This is a genomic window from Ruminococcus sp. D54t1_190329_F1 (genome assembly GCF_015551645.1).
GTDB lineage: Bacteria > Bacillota > Clostridia > Lachnospirales > Lachnospiraceae > Blautia_A > Blautia_A faecis.
In genome coordinates, this window is sequence record NZ_JADNDC010000002.1 from 26,260 (window position 1) to 49,804 (window position 23,545).

18 protein-coding genes are annotated in these 23,545 nt (G+C 40.5%); 17 read left to right on the forward strand and 1 reads right to left on the reverse strand.

All coding sequences use genetic code 11. The features are described 5' to 3' along the window. Nucleotides 1-2 precede the first annotated feature (2 nt). The 10 genes from pglX (at nt 3) to I2D69_RS01085 (ending at nt 14,290) form a co-directional block, all read left to right on the forward strand. A complete protein-coding gene (gene pglX, locus I2D69_RS01035; protein ID WP_195379249.1) occupies nt 3-3,488 on the forward strand; it encodes a BREX-1 system adenine-specific DNA-methyltransferase PglX in 3,486 nt (1,161 codons plus the stop codon). Between the two features lie 99 nt (nt 3,489-3,587). After that, nucleotides 3,588-4,919: a hypothetical protein gene (locus tag I2D69_RS01040; RefSeq protein ID WP_227199118.1), complete on the forward strand. Its 1,332-nt coding sequence runs from the start codon at nt 3,588-3,590 to the stop codon at nt 4,917-4,919. A 15-nt stretch (nt 4,920-4,934) separates the two neighbouring features. Then, a complete protein-coding gene (locus I2D69_RS01045; protein ID WP_195379250.1) occupies nt 4,935-5,174 on the forward strand; it encodes a DUF3791 domain-containing protein in 240 nt (79 codons plus the stop codon). Further along, on the forward strand, nt 5,171-5,641 hold the full coding sequence (locus tag I2D69_RS01050; protein ID WP_195379251.1) for a DUF3990 domain-containing protein: 471 nt from the start codon (nt 5,171-5,173) through the stop codon (nt 5,639-5,641). Before I2D69_RS01045 ends, I2D69_RS01050 begins: the two co-directional genes overlap by 4 nt. After that, complete coding sequence (locus tag I2D69_RS01055; protein WP_195379252.1) at nt 5,638-5,883, forward strand: DUF3791 domain-containing protein; 246 nt, start codon at nt 5,638-5,640, stop codon at nt 5,881-5,883. Before I2D69_RS01050 ends, I2D69_RS01055 begins: the two co-directional genes overlap by 4 nt. Continuing rightward, nucleotides 5,880-6,830: a hypothetical protein gene (locus tag I2D69_RS01060; protein WP_195379253.1), complete on the forward strand. Its 951-nt coding sequence runs from the start codon at nt 5,880-5,882 to the stop codon at nt 6,828-6,830. Before I2D69_RS01055 ends, I2D69_RS01060 begins: the two co-directional genes overlap by 4 nt. Nucleotides 6,831-6,872: 42 nt before the next feature. Further along, nucleotides 6,873-8,345, forward strand: a complete 1,473-nt coding sequence (locus I2D69_RS01065; RefSeq protein WP_195379254.1) for an RNA-binding domain-containing protein — start codon at nt 6,873-6,875, stop codon at nt 8,343-8,345. A 9-nt stretch (nt 8,346-8,354) separates the two neighbouring features. Then, the gene (gene pglZ, locus I2D69_RS01070) at nt 8,355-10,997 is read left to right on the forward strand and encodes a BREX-1 system phosphatase PglZ type A (protein WP_195379255.1); all 2,643 of its coding nucleotides are present in this window, start codon (nt 8,355-8,357) and stop codon (nt 10,995-10,997) included. A gap of 20 nt (nt 10,998-11,017) precedes the next feature. Next, nucleotides 11,018-13,135 (forward strand): protease Lon-related BREX system protein BrxL, encoded by a 2,118-nt coding sequence (gene brxL / locus I2D69_RS01075; protein WP_195379256.1) that lies wholly within the window; start codon nt 11,018-11,020, stop codon nt 13,133-13,135. Further along, a complete protein-coding gene (locus I2D69_RS01085) occupies nt 13,136-14,290 on the forward strand; it encodes a toll/interleukin-1 receptor domain-containing protein (RefSeq protein ID WP_227199117.1) in 1,155 nt (384 codons plus the stop codon). A 96-nt stretch (nt 14,291-14,386) separates the two neighbouring features. On the opposite strand, the gene I2D69_RS01090 is transcribed toward I2D69_RS01085, so the two are convergent. Further along, complete coding sequence (locus I2D69_RS01090; protein ID WP_195379258.1) at nt 14,387-14,932, reverse strand: helix-turn-helix transcriptional regulator; 546 nt, start codon at nt 14,930-14,932, stop codon at nt 14,387-14,389. Nucleotides 14,933-15,268: 336 nt separating this feature from the next. Between I2D69_RS01090 and I2D69_RS01095 the strand changes: the two genes are divergently transcribed. The 7 genes from I2D69_RS01095 to I2D69_RS01125 all read left to right on the forward strand — a co-directional run bounded on the left by I2D69_RS01095 (nt 15,269) and on the right by I2D69_RS01125 (nt 23,484). Continuing rightward, the gene (locus I2D69_RS01095; protein ID WP_195379259.1) at nt 15,269-16,963 is read left to right on the forward strand and encodes a transposase; all 1,695 of its coding nucleotides are present in this window, start codon (nt 15,269-15,271) and stop codon (nt 16,961-16,963) included. A 23-nt stretch (nt 16,964-16,986) separates the two neighbouring features. After that, nucleotides 16,987-17,241 (forward strand): ErpK protein, encoded by a 255-nt coding sequence (locus I2D69_RS01100; RefSeq protein ID WP_117688670.1) that lies wholly within the window; start codon nt 16,987-16,989, stop codon nt 17,239-17,241. 502 nt (nt 17,242-17,743) lie between these two features. Then, the gene (locus I2D69_RS01105) at nt 17,744-17,938 is read left to right on the forward strand and encodes a hypothetical protein (protein WP_026649299.1); all 195 of its coding nucleotides are present in this window, start codon (nt 17,744-17,746) and stop codon (nt 17,936-17,938) included. A gap of 231 nt (nt 17,939-18,169) precedes the next feature. Beyond that, nucleotides 18,170-19,393 carry a tyrosine-type recombinase/integrase gene (locus I2D69_RS01110; RefSeq protein ID WP_195379260.1) on the forward strand — a complete coding sequence of 408 codons (1,224 nt, stop codon included), beginning with the start codon at nt 18,170-18,172 and terminating at the stop codon, nt 19,391-19,393. 350 nt (nt 19,394-19,743) lie between these two features. Continuing rightward, entirely contained in the window at nt 19,744-22,326 is a 2,583-nt protein-coding gene (clpB, locus tag I2D69_RS01115; RefSeq protein WP_195379261.1) for an ATP-dependent chaperone ClpB, read from the forward strand. A gap of 26 nt (nt 22,327-22,352) precedes the next feature. Next, entirely contained in the window at nt 22,353-22,526 is a 174-nt protein-coding gene (locus I2D69_RS01120; RefSeq protein WP_118582984.1) for a DUF4250 domain-containing protein, read from the forward strand. A gap of 466 nt (nt 22,527-22,992) precedes the next feature. Beyond that, nucleotides 22,993-23,484 (forward strand): MarR family transcriptional regulator, encoded by a 492-nt coding sequence (locus I2D69_RS01125; protein WP_227198725.1) that lies wholly within the window; start codon nt 22,993-22,995, stop codon nt 23,482-23,484. The last annotated feature ends 61 nt before the right edge of the window (nt 23,485-23,545 follow it).

The window sequence follows — 23,545 nt, forward strand, 5'->3', positions numbered from 1 at the left end:
GTATGGATAAGAATGCGATTAAAAAATTTGCTGTCTGGGCAAGAACAGAGCTGATCGCCCGTGTTTCACTGAAAGGTGTGGAATACGGTATCACAGAGGACAACATTGAGGATGCCAATGCGGACAGCGTTGGCGGCAAAGTCCTCACTGCCGATGAAAAGAAACAGCGTCAGGCTCTGATTGCTGAGATTAACGATAAAGGATATAAGCAGGTCATGGAAGAGGTTGCCTATACTTGGTTCAATCGCTTTTCTGCTCTGCGATTCATGGAAGTAAACGGCTACCTTCCTTCCCATGTGCGTGTATTCACGGACGAGGAAAACAACTTTAAGCCACAAATTATAACTGAAGCCATTCATCTGGATTTGGATGGACTGGATATGGAAAAGGTCTATAAACTGAAAGATGCCGAAAAGACCGAAGAACTGTATAAATATCTGCTGATCGTGCAGTGTAACGCCTTGAATAAGATTCTGCCGGGAATGTTCCAGAAGATTGCGGACTACACCGAGCTTCTTCTGCCGGATAACTTGCTTCGTGAAGGCAGTGTGATTCAGCAGATGATCGAGCTGATACCGGAGGATGACTGGAAAGATGCTGTTCAGATTATCGGATGGCTGTATCAGTATTATAACAGCGAGAAAAAAGACGATGTTTTCGCAGCGTTGAAAAAGAATGTGAAAATTACAAAAGAGAATATCCCTGCAGCAACCCAGCTTTTTACACCTGACTGGATTGTTCGCTACATGGTAGAGAACAGCCTTGGTCGCCTGTGGCTGGAGGGACACCCGGATGTGAAAGAGCAGCTTCTTCCTACCGAGGAAGAACAGTCTACTTATGCTGACGGAAATCGTGAATCAGAAGATACTAAATGGCACTACTATCTGGAAGAAGCCGAGCAGGAGCCAGAAGTGCAAGAACAGTTGGCCGAAATCCGTAAGGAATATGCTACACTGACACCAAATCAGCTGAAAGTTATTGACCCATGCTCCGGTTCCGGTCATATTCTTGCGTATATGTTTGATGTGCTGATGAAGATTTATGAATCCTACGGCTATACTACCCGTGAAGCAGTGGCAAGTATTGTGGAGAACAATCTTTATGGTCTGGATATTGATGACCGTGCGGCACAGCTGGCTTACTTTGCGGTGATGATGAAAGCCCGTCAGTATGACCGCCGCTTCTTTAGCCGCGGCATTCAGCCCCATGTATATGCTATTGTGGAGAGCAACCATGTAGATAAATTCGCGGTGAATTATTTCTGTAACGGCGATATGAAGCTCACAGCCGCAATGGATACCATCATCAAAGAATTGCATGATGCAAAGGAATATGGTTCGATTGTAACCGTAACACCGCAGGATTGGTCTGTTCTGTATGACCGTTTCGCTGAGATTACGGTAGATATAAATATGTCTCGTGATACGGCACTGAGAGAATTACTGCCGTTGGTACAGGTGGCAGAAGCATTGTCACAAAAGTATGATGTGGTAGTGACAAATCCGCCGTATATGGGGAGTTCGGGTATGAGTGCAAAACTGTCAGATTATGTAAAAAAGAATTATCCAGATAGCAAGAGTGACTTATTTGCGGTATTCATTGAGCATTGCGGATATATGGCAAAGAAAAATGGATATCAAGCGATGATTACACAACAGGTGTGGATGTTTATTGCAGGATATGAGCGATTGCGAGAAAAACTTTTAAGCCGCAGGGTTGTCAATATGTTGCATCTTGGAGCAAGAGCTTTTAATGAAATACCAGGAGAGGTAGTTCAAACTGCTTCTTTTATTTTGAATTTATCATATATTTCTGAGTATAGTGGAATGTATTGTAAACTTTTGACTGGAAAATCGGAAGCTGAAAAAGAAAAAGAATTTTTTAATCCAAAACAACGCTTTTCTACAAAACAAGCTATTTTTTCTGGAATACCAAGAACAGAGTATATATATTGGGTAAGTGATGCTCTTTTTCATGCGTTTACTCATTATAAAAAAGTAAGAGATTACTTTACAGTTCGCAATGGACTGACTACAGGGGATAATAATCGTTTTTTACGTCTATGGTTTGAAATTCGAAAAGAAAACATAGGAAGGAAATGGTTTCCTTGTAATAAAGGAGGTACATTCCGACGTTGGTATGGAAATAAAGATTATTTAATAGATTGGGAAAATAATGGATTTGCTCTCAAAAATTTTACAGATATAAAAACTGGTAAGTTAAGGTCGACACTTAGAAATATTGATTTTAATTTTCTCCCATCGGTTGTTGTTGGACATGTAGCATCTGGAGATTTGCCATTTAGATATGTGGAAGGTGGATTTATCTCAGAAAGTGCAGTTAACAGTATATATTCACTGAATAATGAAGTGAGTCTCATATATTTGCTTGGCATACTTAATTCTAAATCTTGTAACTATATTTCAAAAATGTTAAGTCCTACATTGGGTGTGTCACCTGAAGATATACTTAACATTCCGATTGTGGTGAGAGATGAGTCGATAGTTTCTTCAGTGGTGAAAAATACGCTTGCAATATCGAGAATAGATTGGGATGCTTTTGAAACATCATGGGACTTCCAACATCATCCTTTTCGTCGCAAAGTTTCGACTATTGCCGAAGCTTTTGAACAGTGGCAGGTTGAATGTGATGACCGTTTCAATCAGCTGAAAGCCAACGAGGAAGAACTGAACCGCATCTTCATTGATATTTATGGTTTGCAGGATGAGCTGACACCGGAGGTTGAGGATAAGGATGTCACTGTCCGCAAGGCTGAACTTGGCAGAGATATTCGATCTTTCATTTCTTATGCGATTGGCTGTATGTTTGGTCGCTACTCTCTGGAGGTGGATGGTCTTGCTTATGCAGGTGGCGAATGGGAGGCCAGCAAGTATGCTTCTTTTGCTGCGGATAAAGATAACATTATCCCGATTTGCGACGATGAATACTTCGAGGATGATATTGTCGGTCTGTTCGTGGAATTTGTGAAAACCGTTTACGGTGCAGACACCTTAGACGAAAACCTGAAATTTATTGCCGATGCCCTCGGCGGCAAAGGACAGCCGAAGGAGGTGATTCGGAACTATTTCCTGAATGATTTTTATAAAGATCATTGCAAGATTTATCAGAAACGCCCAATTTATTGGTTGTTTGACAGTGGCAAAAAGAACGGCTTTAAGGCTCTGATTTATATGCATCGTTATCAGCCGGACACCATTGCCCGCATTCGTACCGACTATGTGCATGAGCAACAGGCTCGTTATCGCACAGCTATTGCTGATTTGGAACAGCGGATTGCCAATGCTTCCACCGGAGAGCGTGTGAAGCTGAACAGAAAGCTGACCACCTTACAGGCACAGGAAGCTGAAATCAGAACCTATGAGGAAAAGATTCATCACCTTGCTGATCAGATGATTTCCATTGATCTGGACGATGGCGTGAAAAAGAATTATGCAATTTTCCAGGATGTTTTGGCTAAAATAAAGTAAGGAGGGATAGTTATAGAACCGAAACAAAAGAAATCTATTCTCTTGGGGAATGGAGTAAACATACAGTTTGGGGGAAAAGCCTATTCAAATAGGTTCATTTTGTCAAGAATTATTTTTAACGCACAGTGCGATAAGTATGATAGTCTTTTTGAAGGTACGCTGTCTGGAAGTGAAATTGAACAGATATTTCGAGGACTTCTTCCTACTGCAAATGCTGTGCTTGATGGAAAATATGATAAAGTTAATGCTGACGATGAAGTGAAAAGAGCTGTAATGGAGTTCAAGGCACAAAACGCAGAACGCAGCAAATTTGAGCATTATTATGAAATTCCATTAGAAGATTGGTTTTTGTTACTTCAATTATTCTTCTTGGATAATCCGGATTTGAGTGATATGTGGAAAGCATCAAAACAAGGATTTGAATGGATGATTCTGGATGCTATCTATAATGCTGGTAAAATTCAAGAAATTTATCAAAAAATGAAAAAGCCTGTCAAACGTTTTTTCAGATCGTTTGATTCGATATTTACATTGAATTATGATAATAATATTGAAAAGCTGACTAATAAAACAATTTACCATTTGCATGGGGATTATTCTGTCCTTGCAGATTCTGAAAATCCTGAAACAGTTCAGGGATTTTTGAACAAGCAAAACGGAAAAATCGTTATGAATCCAGATTATCCGCAATGTTATTGTAATGCACTACTTAATTTTAGTGGACAGAATAAATATAAAGAAGCTCAGGATAAAGTGAAAGGAATCGAGGCACTTCAAAGACTAAAGCAATTACATGATTCGGATGTAGAGAAATTTGAGATAATGAGAGCAGGTGTAGAATCAGAAAAAGCTCAAATTATAGATACTTATATCAAACATCCAGAACTGAAAATTGCCACGGATTATCATTTTGGGGAACTTGAAAAACTTTCAGGTGAATTGCATATTATAGGGCTTTCACCACAGAATGACAGTCATATATTTGCTTGTATAGAAAAAAGCTCATTAGATAAGGTAGTTTTCTATTCGTATGGTGAGCCGCCAAAGAAATTGCCATTGACTAAATCATATGAATTTGCAGATATTAAGCAGTTATGGAAGTCATTGGATGCGAATCAGCCACAATATAATTGTGGTAGAAAATATCCGGATTCTGATGAAGCTAAAAAGTTTTTTGAACTTTTTAATACATTATCCCTTGATCCGATTACAAAGGAAGAAATTGAGAAAGAAGCAAATTCAATTCCTGAATATATGGCGATGCCATTATGCAAAGAAGCTATGAATTTGATTAAGGTTCAGACAACACCAAAAAGTGAAGAAGAACTTATGAAACAGTTTAGAATGGTTAGTAGAATAGCTTTAAGAGAGGGAATTTATCCGTCTGCTTTTTATTTGATTTTAATAGACAATTTTTCAAAATTATCGTAAAAGGAGGGCTTGCATATGATAACGGATGAAAGAATCAAAAATTCCAGTGAGCTGGAGTTTGCTGTATTTTGTATTGAAAATGTAGCGACAAAGCTGGGCGTGGATGCAGAGCGTGTTTATCAGGCGTTTACCAAACAGAGTGATATTTTGCACGGCTACATCGTGCCGGAATATGAAGTGCTGCATACCCAGAGCCGGGAATATATCGTTGATGACCTCCTTGACGTGATGAAAGAAAGGGGTGTGGAAGTATGATTCTCTATCATGGTTCCTTTTTAGAGATTGCAAAGCCGGATTTGGTTCATTCCCGCCCCAATGTAGACTTCGGACGTGGCTTCTATGTCACGCCGCTATATGAACAGGCGGCGAAGTGGTGCGGCAAGTTCAAATGCCGTGGAAAAGATGGTATTATCTCCTGGTATGAGTATGATGAAAGCCGGGAAGCTGAACTGAAAACGCTGAAATTCGATTCCTATTCCGAAGAATGGTTGGATTTCATTCTGAATTGCCGCAGCGGAAAAGATTCGACAGATTATGACTTTGTTGTGGGCGGTGTTGCCAATGATAAGGTGTTTAATACCGTGGAGTTGTTCTTTGACGGATTGATTGATAAAACGGAAGCTATCAACCGCCTACGTTATGAAAAGCCGAACCTGCAAATATGTTTCCGCACAGAGAAATCACTGTCTCTGTTGCATTTTGAAGGGAGTGAAACACTATGACAGCGAACCCGATTTTGCTTCAGAAAAAATATGCTCGTGTCATTGAGTGTTTTGCCAAACAGCAGGGACTTTCATTGGATGAGGCATTGGATTTCTTTTATCATTCCCTGGTCTATCAGCTGATCCGTGATGGTGTTTCTGACATGCACTGCATGAGCGATGCGTATTTGGCAGAGGAATTGAAACAGGAATATGAGGAAAAAGTGCCTGAAAATGCGGTAGTAAAGGAGAGAATAAGGTGAGACAGAATATTTTTGATTCAATACCATCAGATATAGTTTCCAGTAAAGATAATGTATTTGCAAATTTTTTGCAAACGGCGGGACTTTATGAGTCCATGAAAATAGATGAAGATAATATTGAAGAGTTAATTCTTTTACTTGATGGAAAAGTCCGAATAAGTGCTTATTGTAAAGAATGTAAAGAAGAGCGTGTTTTTACAATGAAGCCTTATATATATTTTCAAGATAATGATAATGAATGCTATTCAAAAAAACTTTCAGAGGAAGTTTGGAGAATTCAGCAGTTGCGTATTCTTGAAAATACACCACAGGTTGGAGGGTTCGTAAAAGAACAAAATACGGTATGGAAGTGGAAAGAACCGCAAACTGAAGAAGTGTCAAGAATTTTGATATTCCAATTTGTTTGTAGCATGAATGAGGAGCATCATCTTGATTATATTGTTCTGACAACAGACAATTCAATGATGAAAATTGGGCAGTATCCATCTGTCGCAGACATGACATTTCCAGAATTAGATGCTTATAAGCATGTGATTTCTAAGGAAGACCGTAAGGAACTTGGAACTGCAATAGGACTTTTTGCAAGTGGTGTTGGTGCTGGATCATATGTTTATCTGAGAAGAATTCTTGAAAGACTTGTTTATCAAGCAAAAGAAACTGCGGCTGATGCGATTGATAACGAGATGTTTGAACGGGCGAGAGTAGCTGAAAAAATTAAGATGTTGGAAGGATATCTTCCAGATATACTGGTCAAAAATGCAACCATTTACGGAATCTTGAGTAAAGGTATTCATGAGTTAAGCGAAGAAGAATGCCGAAAGTATTTTCCTGTTGTGAAAGAATGCATTTATCAGATACTCGGTATGTGGGAAAGTGAGAGAAGAAAAAAGGCTGATGAAGATGCTTTAAGCAAAGCATTGAGCTCAATTTCTTCATCAATCAAGTAAAAATATGGTGGTTAGGACTGTTAAAGAGAGCGAGGTGTTACGATGACCATAGAAGAAATTCTTGCAGGGGAATCAAAAAATGTAGAGTTTAAAGAGAACCTGCCTGAGAAAAGCATCAAATATATGAAATCTGTGGTTGCCTTTGCAAATGGAACCGGAGGAAAAATCATTTTCGGAATTGCCGATAAAACCAGAGAGGTTGTTGGCTTTGACAAGGAAGATGTGTTCAAGAAAATGGATGCCATTGCCAATGCTGTATCAGACAGCTGTGAACCGGCAATTATCCCGGATATCACTTTACAGACGGTTGATGGTAAGACTGTCATTGTGGTTGAGGTTTCTGAGGGCAGACAGCGCCCGTATTATATCAAAGCCCTTGGCAGAGATGGCGGTGTATATGTTCGTGTTGCCGGAACTACCCGTCTTGCCGATGAGTATATGATAAAAGAATTGTTGTTTGAGGGGAGTAATCGTTACTATGATCAGACTTTATGTACTGGGTTAAATGTTACAGATGAAGATATTGATGTCCTCTGCAAAGCTATGAAAGAGCAGGCTGTCAGAAATGCCCGTACAGAGGAACAGAAAGCAACGATTAAAGATGTAGGCAGACAGCAGTTACGTTCATGGGGCGTTTTGATTGAGCGTGATGGAAAAGATTATCCATCCAATGCGTTTGCTATTTTGACTGGTAACGGAGGACTTCATGTTGCAACGCAATGTGGTGTGTTCAAAGGTACAACGAAAGCGGTATTTGTTGACCGTAGAGAATATACTGGTCCGCTTTGGGAGCAGATAGATGAAGCATTTCAGTTTGTTCTGAGAAATATTCATCTGGGTGCTACTATTGTGGGAATTTATCGCCAGGATGTTTATGAGATTCCACCGGATGCTATTCGTGAGTTGATTATTAATGCCATGGTACATCGTAGTTATCTGGATCATGGTACAATACAGGTTGCGGTATATGACAACCGATTGGAAATCACTTCTCCAGGAAAGCTGCCAATGGGACAAACTATGGAACGTATGAAAGAAGGCTATTCCAAAATCAGAAATGAAGCCCTTGCCCATGCGTTTGCGTATATGAATCTGATTGAGCATTGGGGAAGCGGTATTCCGAGAATTATTGATAAAGTGAAAGCTGCCGGACTGCGGGAGCCGGAGTTTATTGGTGGCGAAGTGGATTTGCGTATCAATATTTATCGAGGTCAGGTTGATACCAATAACGCCACATTTAACGCCAATGGCACTAAAAATGGCGCTAATGGCGTTAAATGTAGCGCCGATGATGGCACTAATGGCACTGAAGTGCCGCTTAATAAGGAACAGACGCAGATAGAAAAATTGTTGCAGATTATAGAGAAGAATCCATCTGCAACACAGGCATATTATGCGGAAGAAATGGGTATATCGAAAAGAACGGTTTCTCGAATATTTGCTTCTTTACAGGAAAAAGGTAGATTGGTACAGGGCGGAACAAAACGAAAAGCAAATTGGAAGATTATACGGTAGGAGGACAGCATGGATACAGATAAAATAATACAAGATTTAAATCGCAGGTTTGCTGCACCTCTTCCTGAGTTTTATCAGCGTCGTATCATTTTCTGGTACGATGAAGATAAGGAATTTGAGGATAAGCTGGATGAAGTGGTTTTGGAAAATGCAAAGGTGATTGCGCTGACTGGAAATAATGCGTTTTCTGTAAAAAAACTGCTTTCAGTAGATGATTTGACCACAAATTATCTGGTTTACAGTCCGTGTGTCTATAACCGCCCGGATGATAACTGGCTTCTGGATGTGGAGCTTTACAGCGAAGAGTTTCGGGCAGATCTGATTTCTATCTGGATGGATGAGATGGGACTTATATCAAATCCGGCAATGAGGAAACAGGTTAAAAATTATCGTGCTTATTTCAATGCGAAAGACCGTCGTTTGAAAGTTAGCACACAGAATAAAGTTCCGGAAACACCGGCACAGTTACACATGGCTGTCATGGCGGCAATCTGTGGATTGAAGGATGCACAGCCTAATATGATTCTCCGTAGTGTGTTCCAGGCAGGACTTGATTTGAATAATAACACGATTTATCAGGATTTTGTAAAATATCATGCGGACGCAGCATTTTGGGCGATGGTTCGTCAGGGATGCGGATTTGTGGAGGAAGAACCAGATCTTGGGCGGTTGGCAATTCATCTGCTTTTAACTGCGGCGACCCGTACCATGCGGCAGGAATATCTTGCCGGACTGGACGGTTTTATTTCCATGCCACATCAGGCATATTGCTATGATTTTATTTCTGAATGGCTTCATAGTGATAACATTCCGCAATTATATGATGTGGCTCGTTATGTTGAGGATGAAGCTCGTCTGTATCAGCGTTTTGAAAAGCTGACAGTAGAAGATTTGGTAGGAACAGAGTGTTTTCCGTGTATTAATGAAGTGATTCTGAAAAAGTTAATGACAGAGATCAGCGACCATATCATTGATGTGGATACCATTACGAATACCGTTGAAAAACGGAGAACTTGTGTATGGTATGAGCCATTTGAGAATTTTTATGACGGTATCTTACAAGTGGCGAATATGCAAAGTTTCTTTAAGGAACATTCTGCCGGATTCCATACCGCAGAAGCGAAAAGTATCTGGAAAGAATATACAGAGAGTTACTATCAGATGGACACTTATTACCGTTTGTTCCATCTTAGTTTTCAAAAGAGTTTGGAGGCTTCCAATATTCTGTTGGATGATCTATTTAAGCACGTTGTCGATAAAGTGGAAGGACTCTATAATCATTGGTTCTTAGGTGAGTTGGGCAACAATTGGTCGGATGTATGTGCGGATGAACTGGCAACTTACGGTAAAGTTCTGGAAGTACCGCAACAGGAGGATTTTTACCGTTCCCGTATCCAAGCCTCGGATACGAAAGTATTTGTAATTATCTCAGATGCCATGCGTTATGAAGTGGCAGCTACGATGGCAGATCAGCTTCAGCGAGAAACGCAAAGTAAGGTTTCTATCAGTAGTATGCAGAGTATCTTCCCTTCTACTACAAAGTTTGGTATGGCGGCTTTGTTGCCGCACAAAGAACTGACAGTAGAGGTTCGGAACGATATTTTGACGGTTTTGGCAGATGGACAGTCTACGGCAAGTACTTATAGGGATAAGGTTCTGAAAACAGAAGATTCGGCAAGCGTGGCTTTAAAGTATAATGACATCATTGCTATGAAACGAGCGGAAAGAAGTGCTTTAGTAAAAGGTATGGATGTGGTCTATATTTACCACGATACCATAGATGAAGCCAGCCACACTTCGGATACTGCTGTTTTTGCTGCGTGTGACAAGGCGATTTCAGAATTGAAAAACCTCGTGCGTATCATTGTAAATGAATTTGGTGGAACGAATATTTTAATTACGGCAGACCATGGATTTCTTTATACATACAGTCCTTTGAAGGAAGATGACAAAGTAGATAAAAGAGGCTTTTTTGATGTGGATGTAACAAATTCTGATATCAGAAAAAAAGAAAGCATCAAGCGGTGTGTAGAATATGGCAGAAGATATGCAATTATGCAGAAAGGTGTGCAACCAGATTACTTGATGCCTGTAAAATTCCTGGGCGGAAATACAGAATTCGATGGATTTGCACCGAGAGGAAGTATTCGTATCAAAATGAATGGCGGCGGTATGAATTTTGTGCATGGTGGTATCAGTTTACAGGAAATGGTTGTTCCGGTGATTGAGTATCATTATCTCCGCAATGATTCTATGGAATATAGGCGAAATAAGCAGAAATATGATACTAAGCCGGTAACGGTTAATTTACTGTCCGCAAATCGTAAGATCAGCAATATGATTTTTTCATTGAACTTCTATCAAAAAGATGCGGTCAGTACAAACCGTGAAGCAGCAACCTATCAGGTTTATTTTACAGATGAGGATGGCAAGCAGATTAGTGATATTCAGAAGATTATTGCAGATAAGACCAGCGATAACGGTGCAGAAAGAACTTTCCGTTGTCAGTTTAATCTAAAATCTCTAAAATACAGCAATACAGCTACTTATTATCTGGTAATTGCAGATGAACAGGGATTACAGATGCCACAGCGGGAGCCATTCCAGATTGACATCGCCTTTGCGGTGGACGAGTTTGATTTTTTTAGTTAAGGCCGCAGGAGGAGAGAAAGATGGAGCAATTTGCAGAGGGTGAAAGTACCCGTGAAGAAATAAAGAACAAGCTCCGTCAGAACTTTGACGGTAAGATTGTTCGGAAAGACCTGACAAAGAAAATCAAAGAAGGGGCGAATGTCCCAGTTTATGTTCTTGAGTTCTTGTTGGGACAGTATTGCAGTTCAGATGATGAGACGGTTATAGAGAAAGGCGTACAGAATGTGAAGCGTATTCTTGCTGACAACTTTGTACGCCCGGATGAATCACAGAAAATTCTGTCTCAACTGCGTAAAAAAGGTAGTCACACAATCATTGATATGGTGACTGTTCGATTGGATATGAAAAAGGATTGCTTTTTTGCAGAGTTTTCTAATTTGGGCGTTGGTAATGTACCGATTGCCGATGAATATCCAGAAAAATTTGATCGCCTGCTCTGCGGCGGTATCTGGTGTATTGTTCAGCTGGATTATGAGGTTGAAGGCGACAATAACTTTGGTATTGAGGACATTGATGGAAATCCGCTTCGTTCCAAACAGAAAAAGCAGAAAGATATTTCACCAATTAGTATCCGTAAGTTGACACCAATCCAGATGCCACACATTGATATTGATGAACTTAAGCAGGGACGAAAGGCTTTTACGAAAGATGAATGGCTGGATATTCTTCTTCGTTCTATCGGCATGGAGCCAGATGAATTTACATATCGTGAGAAATGGCTGCTCCTGACCCGTATGATTCCATTAGTTGAAAACAACTTTAATCTTTGTGAGCTAGGACCGAGAAGTACCGGTAAATCTCATCTTTACAAAGAGATTTCACCGAACAGTATTTTGATTTCCGGTGGACAGACGACGGTTGCAAACCTGTTTTACAATATGGGACGCAAAACAGTCGGACTGGTCGGCTTATGGGATTGTGTAGCCTTTGATGAAGTGGCAGGTATCAAGTTTAAAGATAAAGATGGCATTCAGATTATGAAGGATTATATGGCATCCGGCTCTTTTGCCCGTGGCAAAGAAGAAAAAGCTGCTACTGCGTCCATGGTATTTGTGGGAAATATCAATCAGAGTGTGGACGTGCTGTTGAAAACGTCCAGTCTGTTTGCACCTTTCCCGCAGGAAATGGGAACAGATACAGCATTTCTTGATCGTATGCATTGTTATCTTCCAGGATGGGAGATACCGAAGTTCAGACCGGAGCATTTTACCGATGATTACGGTTTTATCAGTGACTATTTGGCAGAGTTCATCCGAGAGCTTCGCAAGGAGCAGTATGGAGATGCACTTGATCACTACTTCCGCTTGGGGAGAAATCTGAATCAGCGTGATACAATTGCGGTTCGTCGTATGATAGACGGTTATCTGAAGTTGATGTACCCAAATGGTGAGTTTACCAAAGAAGAACTGGAAGAAATTATTCAGATTGCATTGGAAATGCGTCGCCGTGTCAAGGAGCAATTGAAGAAGCTGGGTGGCATGGAGTTTTATGATGTGAACTTCTCCTATATAGACCTAGAAGATATGTCAGAACATTATGTTTCCGTACCAGAACAGGGTGGTGGTAAGCTGATACCGGATGGAATGTGTAACCCGGGGCAGATTTATACCGTATCCAGAGGAAAAAGTGGCATGATTGGTGTATTCCGTTTGGAAAGTCAGATGCTTCCAGGCAATGGCAAAATTGAACGGACTGGCTTAGGCAGTGATTCTAAATGCAAGGAAGCGGTGAACACGGCATTTAATTATCTGAAAGCCAACGGCAATCGGATCAGTGGCGCTATCAGTACTTCAACCAAAGACTATATCATCAACTATCAGGATTTACAGGGAATTGGTATGACAGACAAATTGGCACTTCCAACATTAATTGCACTTTGTTCGATTGCCCTTGGAAAGCCTGTTGTCAGCAACTTGGCAGTGTTGGGAGATATAACAATTAGTGGTACAATGATAAAGGTGGATGAACTTGCCAATACACTTCAGGTGTGTCTGGATAGCGGCGCAAAGAAGGTGCTGATTCCGAGTACCTCGTTTGTTGATTTCGCAAGTGTTCCGGCTGATCTGATGAGTGCATTTCAGCTGATTCCGTACCAGAGTGCGGAAGATGCGGTGTTTAAGGCATTGGGGGTAGAATGATTGAAGAAAGACTTAATTAAACTTATAGATTCACGAAAAGAAATAGAAAAAATGTTTCATCCGTTTGGTGGCGGTATGGGAACATCCTTTGAACGGATCAGTGATGTGCCTGAATTCCAAAATTGGCTTCAAGAGATAAAATTGGAATTACAGGGAATTTATGATCGAACTCATGACACTTTTGTGTGGGAAACTATCAATTTCTGTGGCAAGCGTCTGGATGGTTTTACGGAGAAAAAGTATTTTATTGAGCTTGTCGGAAAACTTCAGGCTATTAGAAAAAATATTGATAAATATTATCCGGACGAGGAGAAAGAGTCAGGATTGTCACATTCACAAGGAGGTGCTTCTGGTATGAAAAAGAAACCGCTTATATTTATAAGTCATTCTTCTAAGAATAGGGATCAAGTTGCAAAAATTGCGGATTTACTTCGTTCAATCAATTTAAGTCCTCGCAGAGATATTTTTTGCAGCTCCCTACCAGGATATGGAATACCAAATGGAGCCAATATTTTTGACTTTTTAAGGGAACGGTTCCTTAATTATGACTTGCATATTATTTTCGTACATTCGCCAGAATATTACGAAAGCCCAGTCAGCTTAAATGAAATGGGCGCAGCATGGGTACTAAGAGCCAATGCAACTTCACTTCTTCTTCCTGGTTTTGATTTTTCTGGAATGAAAGGTGTAATTGGAAGTGACTGCATTGCTATTAAGTTAGATGGTGATCGTTCAGAAGTAAAAGATCGCCTAAATCAGTTGAGACGGGAATTAGAATCAGAATTTGATATTTCAGATAATGAAGATATTATTTGGGAAGAAGCAAGGGACAAGTTCATCAGTGAAATAAATGGCGATGTATCAACCAAAAATGAGAATATCAGTGCTACACCTGCCTTAATTACAGAGGAAATGAAGCAACTCCTTAAAAAAGTGGCAGATGCACCGGGAGGGCAGATTCTGATAACTTCAGATTTGGAATCAGGTACATATATTCAAATTGGCAGCGAAGTAGTTGCTAAGGAGTATCCAGATAGACGTGAATATGCTGTTTGGGAAGAGGCGCTTAATGCTTGTTTGAAAGAAAAATATATTGAAAGAAAAAGCGAAGAAATTTGTGTAATTACAAATGCGGGCTATAAAGTAGTTGAGTGATGAAAAATACATATAGTAGAAGAGCATTAGATTAAAAAAAGAATAGTAGCTCCCCATTATTGGAATATTGTCCAGTTTTGGGGAGCATTGTATTTGCTATATTCGCCATTTTTTCTTAGGTTTATATTTTCCACAACCATCACAAGTCTGTGGCCAGTTGATTTTCCATTCAAAATATTCATCTCTGGTAATCTCACCGGATTTCAGTTCATCCATCCGAACCACCCATTCTTTCAAAAAATCATTCAGAACTCCATAGTCAAACCACATACAGACAGGAGCATGGGCAGGCCAGCTATCATTGTCATGGTAGTAAACGGAAGTGTCGGCTACTTCATTGCATTTTTCACCGGGAAATCTCCGAGGGAGAAACAGATGCAGGGAAGATGGGTTAAATTCATCCAGCCAGAAAAGCAGTTCCATCATTTCGGAAGCGTCACGTCCAGCGGTATCATAGAGGGTATAAGGATTAACATCAAGAGCCTGTGCCATTTTATCGACCAGATCTTTTTTTGGAACACGAACTCCTTTTTCATATTGTACAATTCTATGTTGATCGGTCAGTCCGATCTTCTCTGACAGTTCTTTTTGTGTCATTTTTCGGAATGTCCGGATTTTTTTTAGTTTCAGATTAAAATTCATAAAGTCACCTCTGCATTAGTCCTGATAAACATCCATTGAAGATAGTAAAATCAAAAAATGAATAACTATTTGTCCATATTATAACACAAACTAGCAGAAAATCAATAAAAAAGAGTACAAAAAAGAACCTAAAACGCATGAAGTGCTATTGACTGTGAACTTCCGAAAAAATCTCCCCTAAACAAATTTTAAGGGTTGATGAGGAATAAAAAATATTGAAAATCCGGCATTTGCAGGCGATTTGGCTTGCAAACGACCGGATTTTATGATAAAATAATTATAGGGTATTTATACCCTATAATTATGAGAGAATTTATTTAAAATGGAGGGAGTTTCATGTTCCTGAAATATAAAGTTGACATTCCGGTTGTGCCGGGGAAACTGGTGAGAAAAAAACGTGGTGGACACACTTATATAGAGTTTGAGTATGATCGAATTTATGATCCTGTCAAACAATATACGTATCCAAAACGAGCTTCTATTGGCCGTGTGGATCCGGAAAATCAGAACAGAATGACTCCGAATGAAAACTTTTTAAAGTATTTTCCTGACGCAGATATTCCAGAAGAAATAGATCGTTCAGAGAGGAGTCCGTATTTAAATATTGGTCCATATGTTGTGCTTCAAAAACTCATAAGGGACAGCAAGTTGAGAGAAATTTTAGGTGAATATATGGATGAAAAGGACACCGGATTTTTGCTGGATCTGGCCTGCTACAGCATTATTGAAGAGAATAATGCTGGGCAGTATTATCCGGATTATGCATATGAACACGCTCTTTTTACACCAGATATGAAGATATATACAGACTCGAAAGTATCCGATTTTTTTCAAAAATTAAAGCCGGAACAGTCGGTTGGTTTTCTAAATAGTTGGAATAAATCGAAGAATAAAAGACAGAAAATTTATCTGTCCTATGATTCTACAAATAAAAACTGCCAGGCAGGGGACATAGATCTTTTAGAGCACGGAAACGCAAAAACAGATGTAAGTCTGCCTATTTTTAATTACTCAGTTGCATGTGATTCTGCGAACCGTGAACCTCTTTTTTATGAACTATATCCGGGAAGTATTAATGATATTTCCCAGCTGACTTGTATGATTGACAAGGCACATGGATATGGCTACAGGAACATTGGATTTATTCTGGACAGAGGGTATTTCAGTAAAGCAAATCTGGAATATATGGAAAAAAACGGTTACAGTTTTTTGATCATGGTAAAGGGGATGAAGGACTTTATCCGTGAGATTGTGATAGAAAACCAGGGCAGTTTTGAGAACAGTAGAGGAAAATATATTGATCGTTATGATTTGTACGGAACAACTGTCAGGCGCCTATTATACGAAGGTGATACGAAAAAAAGAAATATCCATATTTACTACAGTGATGGAAAAGCATATGGTGAAAAACAGGAAATCAAGCAGAAGATACGCCGGCTGAAAAAATATCTGGACGGATGTGTTGGGAAAGAATGTGTAGCATTTGGCCCGGAGATCATGAAGTATTTTTACCTGAATTTTGAGCAGGATGGGAAGACGCTGAAGCTTGCAGAAGAGAACGCTTCAGCAGTAAAAAAGGAACTGTCCCTGGCAGGATATTTTGCCATTGTTTCATCAGAAAATATGACGGAACGGGAAGCAATTGAGCTATATAAAAGCAGAGATGTATCAGAAAAACTGTTCCGCAGTGACAAATCTTATCTTGGAAATAAAAGCATGCGCGTATACAGTGATGAAGCATTGTCATCAAAGGTATTTATCCAGTTTATTGCCCTGATTTTGCGTAGCAGGATCTATATAGCATTAAAAGAAAAAAGCGAAAAAATGTTGAAAAGGCCGAATTATCTAACAGTCCCGGCAGCATTAAAAGAGCTGGAAAAGATAGTAATGATACGTCAGCTTGACGGTGTTTATCGTCTGGATCATGCTGTCACCGCAACCCAGAAAACCATACTGGATGCCTTGGGTTTAAACGAAGGAAATGTACGGTATCAAGCGAAAGAAATCGAAAAAATCTTACAGCACCAGTAAGAAAAACAAAGGAGAAAAAAGATATGGCAAGAATGAGAAGAAGCAGCGAACAGACCCTGGAATACAAGATTGAACAGGCAGAAGCAAAGGTTGCAAAAACCAGAGAAGCACATGAAAAAGCGGTTGATGAATTAAAAAAACTGTACGATATAAGAAAGGCATATCAGAGAGATGAACTGCTAAAAGCGATGAAAAACAGCAGTCGTTCTTATGAAGAGATCCTGGCATTTATTACCTCGGGAGAGACATCAGAGGATGAGCAAAACAGGACTGAATAAGCCTGTAAACAGGCAGGACAAGTAAATTTAGCATAGTTGTTTGGGTGAAATCCTGCATTTAGGGGATTTATTTTCGGAAGTTCACAATTGACATTAGCAGTAACGGGGGATATAATGGCATTAAATCAAATAGGTACAAAAATGTATACCTACAAAACTTTTGATTATTGAACCTTGAAAATTGAATGAGCTGTATGGGTGCCTTTCGGGCTTAAAGGTAACACAGGATTCCACCGCTGTATCAGAGAGTAGTATGTGGAAACCGAAGATACTCCGGCAACGGCTGGTATGCTTGAGAAGAAGCTGCCAGTATTCAGAAAGATTTCTGATAGAGGTCAATTGTAACGTTGACACCGCCATATACAAATGGAAGCCAACACGCCGAACAGAATGGAAAATCATCGTAAGAAGTCCAAACAAAAAGTATATGTACTGACAACGGGCATAACCGCTGTCTGGGAGGTGATGCAGAAGAATACGGAGGAAAGGAGGTATGTGCATCATGAGAAAAACAACAGAGTATAAGGCTGAGAATCGTCTGACGGTAGATATTGAAGGATTAATGGCAATGTTATCCTGCGGAGAAGTAACTGCAAAGAAAATTGCAGATTATGCAGAAGCAAGAGTGATTATTGGAAGACGTGTTCTTTATAACGTGGATAAGATAAAAAAATATCTTGATGCAATGGCAGTGTAATGAAAGATGAGAAGATAAAATACAACAACTTTCCTTCGGAATGAAAAGTAAAAAAGGGAAAATATTCCTGTAAAACAGGCAAATAAAAATTAGTATTTTGCAGGAATTTACCCTTGGAAATCATAAAATATTATGTTAATCTGTGAGCAGATATCAGACAGTAAATGACTGATACCGACAGGACAAAAATCATTCCGAATAACGAAAAATGAAGTGAAAGGAATGATTGATATGGCAAGAAAAGATAATAAAGGCAGAAATTTAAAAACAGGTGAATACCAGCGCCCGGATGGACGTTATGAGTATCGCTACAAGGATGAAATTACCGGAAAGCGTAATTCGGTTTATGCAGCTGATCTGGCGAGTCTGCGAGAAATGGAAAAGAAGATCAATAAGGATATGGATGATCTGCTTATTACAGACGCATCAGTCAAGAAGCTGACTGTAAATACTTTGTTTGAGCGATACATGGCAACAAAGAATATCAAGGAAAGAACGAAAAAGAATTATATCCATATGTGGGACTATCGGATACGAAATACTTTGGGAAATATTCGTGTTGTAGATTTTAAGACATCTCACGTAAGGACGTTCTTTTCAGCATTGTCAGATGAAGGACTGGCACACAGTACTATCAAAGGTCTTTATGGCTTATTGAATCCCAGTTTTGAACTGGCAGTGGAAGATGGGATTATCCGTAAGAATCCGGTAACAGGAACACTTGGAGATTACGGGGCTCCGGCAAAGGAGAAAGAAGCACTGACACTGGAACAGCAGGAAAAACTTCTGAAGTTTGTTGAACAGAGTAATGTGTATAAGCCTCATCTTCCAATGATGCAGGTTATGTTTGGGGCTTGCCTGAGAGTGAGTGAAACCATCGGCTTAACCTGGTCGGATGTGGATATGAAGAACCGAGAGATCCATGTAGGTGGACAGCTTGTGTATTATGAAGGTGATGAAGGGTATTGTTTCCATGATTCAGAAACCAAAACGGATGCAGGAATCAGAGACATTCCTATGACACAGATGGTATATGATGTGTTCCGTGAACAGAGAGAGCTGAACCTGATGCTTGGTTTACAGAGTAATGTGGAGATTGGTGGACGCAGTGGATTCATCTTCAATACAAAGCATGGACGTCCGATCATGCCGGCGGGAGTGAACAGCTTTCTGAAAAATATTGTCAATGCCTATAATAAGAAAGAAAGCAAACTGGCAGAAGAAGAGAAGCGAGAGCCGGAGCTGATGCCGCCTATTTCATCGCATACTCTTCGTCATACGGGATGTACCAGACTGGGTGAGAATAATGTCAATCCCAAAGTTATGCAGTATGTGATGGGCCATTCAGATGCACAGATTACAATGAATGTCTATAATCATATTGCAGAGAAGTCTCATGTGGAGAACGAGATGTCTAAAATGAACCTGCCGGAAACCGTACCTGCTGTGGTATAAACCAGAAGCCGTTGTCGTAAAATGTGGTAAGAAAATCAGACGAATCTATTTTTCCAAGAATTTGTGGTAAAAATGTGGTCAAATCAAGAAAATCGAGTGCGAAAGTAAGTGAAAAATCCCTGTGAAGCTCGTAAAATCAAGGCTTCACAAAATCTTCACAAAATAATTAGCACTCACATCTTGACAGTGCTAACAATCGGTGCTATATTAAAAACCGTAATAAGAAACTACCTATACAAAACGCAGCCCCTGCGAGTTACTTTTTTAAAGAGCCGCGGCAGCTGCGTTTTATATATAAAAATAGTTGGGTGGAATTATTTTCATTCACCCAAGCTGAAGGAGGAGAGCCTATGAACATCAGCAAATTTACGCAGAAATCCGTACAGGCTGTTCAGGATCTGGAGAAGGTTGCTTACGAATATGGCAACCAGGAAATCGAACAGGAGCATCTGTTATATACCCTCCTGACACAAGAAGACAGCCTGATTCTCAAACTGATCGAGAAGATGGAAATAAATAAAGAATATTTTCTGAACACAGTAAAGAACGCCCTGGATGCAAAAGTCAAAGTATCTGGCGGCGAACTCCGGTTCGGACAATATCTGAATAGGGCACTTGTAAATGCAGAAGATGAAGCTAAGGCAATGGGAGATGAATACGTATCCGTAGAGCATCTTTTCCTGTCCCTGCTGAAATATCCAAGCCCCAGCATGAAGAAAATCTGGAGCGAATTTGGCATTACCAAAGAACGCTTCCTGCAGGCACTTTCCACAGTACGTGGAAACCAGCGTGTAGTAAGCGACAATCCGGAAGCCACTTATGATACTTTAAATAAATATGGCGAGGATCTTGTGGAAAAGGCAAGAAGCCAGAAGCTGGATCCGGTCATTGGACGTGACAGTGAGATCCGGAATGTGATCCGTATTCTTTCCCGTAAGACCAAGAACAATCCGGTTCTCATCGGTGAACCTGGTGTTGGTAAAACAGCCGCTGTGGAAGGTCTTGCACAGCGAATTGTAGCAGGAGATGTTCCGGAAGCACTGAAGGATAAGAAAATTTTTGCTCTGGATATGGGTGCACTGGTAGCAGGTGCCAAATACCGTGGTGAATTTGAGGAACGTCTGAAAGCAGTTCTTGAAGAGGTAAAAAAGAGCGAAGGTCAGATCATCCTGTTTATTGATGAGCTTCATCTGATCGTAGGTGCAGGTAAGACGGATGGCGCAATGGATGCCAGCAATATGCTGAAACCAATGCTTGCCCGTGGTGAGCTTCACTGCATCGGTGCTACCACACTGGATGAGTATCGTCAGTATATTGAGAAAGACGCTGCCCTGGAACGTCGTTTCCAGCCGGTTATGGTAGATGAGCCAACTGTGGAAGATACCATTTCTATCCTTCGTGGTCTGAGAGAACGTTACGAAGTATTCCATGGTGTTAAAATCACAGACAGCGCACTTGTTGCAGCTGCAACACTTTCACATCGTTATATTACAGACCGTTTTCTTCCGGATAAGGCAATTGACCTGGTAGATGAGGCCTGTGCCCTGATCAAAACAGAGCTGGATTCCATGCCAACTGAGCTGGATGAGCAGCGCCGTAAAATCGATCAGATGAAAATGGAAGAGTTGTCTCTGAAGAAGGAAACCGATAATTTAAGCAAAGAGCGTCTGGAAGAGCTCCAGAAGGAGCTTGCGGAAATGCAGGATTCCTTTAATACCCAGAAGGCTCAGTGGGAGAACGAGAAACATTCTGTAGAGAAGCTTCAGAAGCTTCGTGAACAGATTGAGGATATGAACAAACAGATCCAGATCGCAAGACAGAACTATGATCTGGAGAAAGCTTCCGAACTGCAGTATGGCGAGCTGCCGAAATTACAGCAGCAGCTGGAAATTGAAGAGCGCAATACAAAAGAGAGTGACAGAAGCCTTGTCCACGAAGTAGTAACAGACGATGAAATCGCAAGGATCATTTCCCGTTGGACTGGCATTCCGGTAGCAAGGCTGACAGAGGGAGAGCGTGCCAAACTGCTTCATCTGGAAGATGAGCTCCACAAACGTGTTATCGGTCAGGAGGAAGGTGTGCGCCGTGTAACCGATGCCATCCTTCGTTCCAAAGCAGGAATCAAAGATCCGACCAAACCAATCGGTTCTTTCCTGTTCCTTGGACCTACCGGTGTTGGTAAAACAGAGCTTGCCAAAACCCTTGCACAGACTCTTTTCGATGATGAGCAGAATATGGTTCGTATTGACATGAGCGAGTACATGGAGAAATACTCTGTATCCAGACTGATCGGAGCTCCTCCAGGATATGTTGGATACGAGGAAGGCGGACAGCTTACAGAGGCTGTTCGTCGGAAACCGTACAGCGTTGTACTTTTCGATGAGATTGAGAAGGCACATCCAGATGTATTCAATGTACTTCTGCAGGTACTGGATGATGGTCGTATTACCGATTCCCAGGGACGTACTGTAGACTTCAAGAATACAATTCTGATCATGACCTCCAATATCGGATCTCCTTATCTGCTGGATGGTATTGATGAAAATGGAGAAATCAAGGAAGAAGCCCAGAAAGAGGTTATGGATGATCTGCGCGGACATTTCCGTCCGGAATTCCTGAACCGTCTTGATGAGATCATTCTGTTTAAGCCGTTGACAAAAGATAATATTGGTAGTATCGTTGATCTGATGGTAAAAGAGCTGAATGACCGTCTTGCCGACCAGGAGCTTTCCCTGGAGCTGACAGATGCAGCCAAGAAGGATGTCATTGACAATGGTTACGATCCTGTCTACGGTGCAAGACCTCTGAAGCGTTATCTTCAGAAATATGTAGAGACACTGACTGCCAGAAAAATCCTTTCAGGCGAAGTCCATACCGGCGATACACTGGTACTGGATGTGGAGAATGGAGAGTATGTGGTTAAAGTGAAGTAAAGGAAAAGAAAAGGAGTCCAAGTCTTATGATACCAAAAGATCCTATGATTCTGCTTAGTTATGTAAATACCCAGCTTCGGGATTATTACGATTCTCTGGAAGCACTGTGCACCTGCCGCGGACTGAACAGGGAATCCCTGTTGGATAAGATGGATTCCATCGACTACCACTACGACGAAGAGACCAATCAGTTTATTTGAAATCACAATATTCAATAATTTAATACCGCTTGTCAAAGCTGTGAAAACCGCTTGGCAGGCGGTGTTTTTTTGCTACAGGAATTTCCTGTTACGTATTACATAAAAAGCTTACCAGGCGGGATTGCACTGCGACGGAAGGGGTGTTGTCGCTCCAGGCGACCCGCCGCAAATGGAGAATCCTGCAAGCAGGATTCTTTTTACCATGAAAATTCCGGACAACAGATAATGTGGTCTTATACATAATAATTAGCCGACAAAATAAATACATATTTTAAATTCAATAAATTTAAGACACAAATCTAAAAAAAATATAAACTGCACAAAAAACACTTGCGTTTCTTGTGAAAAAGTGTAAACTATAAAATTAGTCGGCTAACTAATATGAGAAAGCTGAACAGGAACTTGAAACTGTAATACACACTCCAAAGCTTGTATCTCAGTTTCAGACAGCAAGTGAGGTGAGAATTTGGAAAACAACAATGAGAAAAGCATTCAACGTCTGATTATGGAAATCAGCCGCATGTATATGGAAAAATGCTTTGGTAAACTTAAAAGTCTGGGAATCCATCCAAGACAAATGCCTATTCTGGCTGTTCTGTGGAAAGAAAACGGATGCAGCCAGAAAGAACTGGCCAGCCAGTTAGGCGTGAAGCCGCCTACTGTTACCGTAAGTATCCAACGCCTGGAAAAAATCGGTATTATAGTTCGAAAACAGGATGAAAAAGATCAACGCATAAGCCGGATTTATCTTACAGAAGAAGGAAAAGCAATAATTAATGAAGGTATGCGCATGGCAAAGGAAGGAGAAAAACAGGTTCTGAACGGATTTTCCGAAAGTGAGTTATGTCTGATGAAACGATTCTGCATACAGATTAAGGAAAATATTGCGGCAATGCCAGCACCAGAGTTTTCACCGGAAGAAATGTGCATGGGACATTTTTGCCATAATAAAAAGTAGCACAGGAAACTGAAAAACAAAGCAACAGGCAGAAAAGCCTGGATGTTTTGAAAAAATGTAG

Excerpts from the sequence above, each read along its gene's own strand:
- pglX (WP_195379249.1), top strand. The coding sequence starts at position 3 with ATGGATAAGAATGCGATTAAAAAATTTGCTGTCTGGGCAAGAACAGAG.
- I2D69_RS01045 (WP_195379250.1), top strand. The coding sequence starts at position 4,935 with ATGATAACGGATGAAAGAATCAAAAATTCCAGTGAGCTGGAGTTTGCT.
- I2D69_RS01050 (WP_195379251.1), top strand. The coding sequence starts at position 5,171 with ATGATTCTCTATCATGGTTCCTTTTTAGAGATTGCAAAGCCGGATTTG.
- I2D69_RS01055 (WP_195379252.1), top strand. The coding sequence starts at position 5,638 with ATGACAGCGAACCCGATTTTGCTTCAGAAAAAATATGCTCGTGTCATT.
- I2D69_RS01065 (WP_195379254.1), top strand. The coding sequence starts at position 6,873 with ATGACCATAGAAGAAATTCTTGCAGGGGAATCAAAAAATGTAGAGTTT.
- pglZ (WP_195379255.1), top strand. The coding sequence starts at position 8,355 with ATGGATACAGATAAAATAATACAAGATTTAAATCGCAGGTTTGCTGCA.
- brxL (WP_195379256.1), top strand. The coding sequence starts at position 11,018 with ATGGAGCAATTTGCAGAGGGTGAAAGTACCCGTGAAGAAATAAAGAAC.
- I2D69_RS01090 (WP_195379258.1), bottom strand. The coding sequence starts at position 14,932 with ATGAATTTTAATCTGAAACTAAAAAAAATCCGGACATTCCGAAAAATG.
- I2D69_RS01095 (WP_195379259.1), top strand. The coding sequence starts at position 15,269 with ATGTTCCTGAAATATAAAGTTGACATTCCGGTTGTGCCGGGGAAACTG.
- I2D69_RS01100 (WP_117688670.1), top strand. The coding sequence starts at position 16,987 with ATGGCAAGAATGAGAAGAAGCAGCGAACAGACCCTGGAATACAAGATT.
- I2D69_RS01105 (WP_026649299.1), top strand. The coding sequence starts at position 17,744 with ATGAGAAAAACAACAGAGTATAAGGCTGAGAATCGTCTGACGGTAGAT.
- I2D69_RS01110 (WP_195379260.1), top strand. The coding sequence starts at position 18,170 with ATGGCAAGAAAAGATAATAAAGGCAGAAATTTAAAAACAGGTGAATAC.
- clpB (WP_195379261.1), top strand. The coding sequence starts at position 19,744 with ATGAACATCAGCAAATTTACGCAGAAATCCGTACAGGCTGTTCAGGAT.
- I2D69_RS01120 (WP_118582984.1), top strand. The coding sequence starts at position 22,353 with ATGATACCAAAAGATCCTATGATTCTGCTTAGTTATGTAAATACCCAG.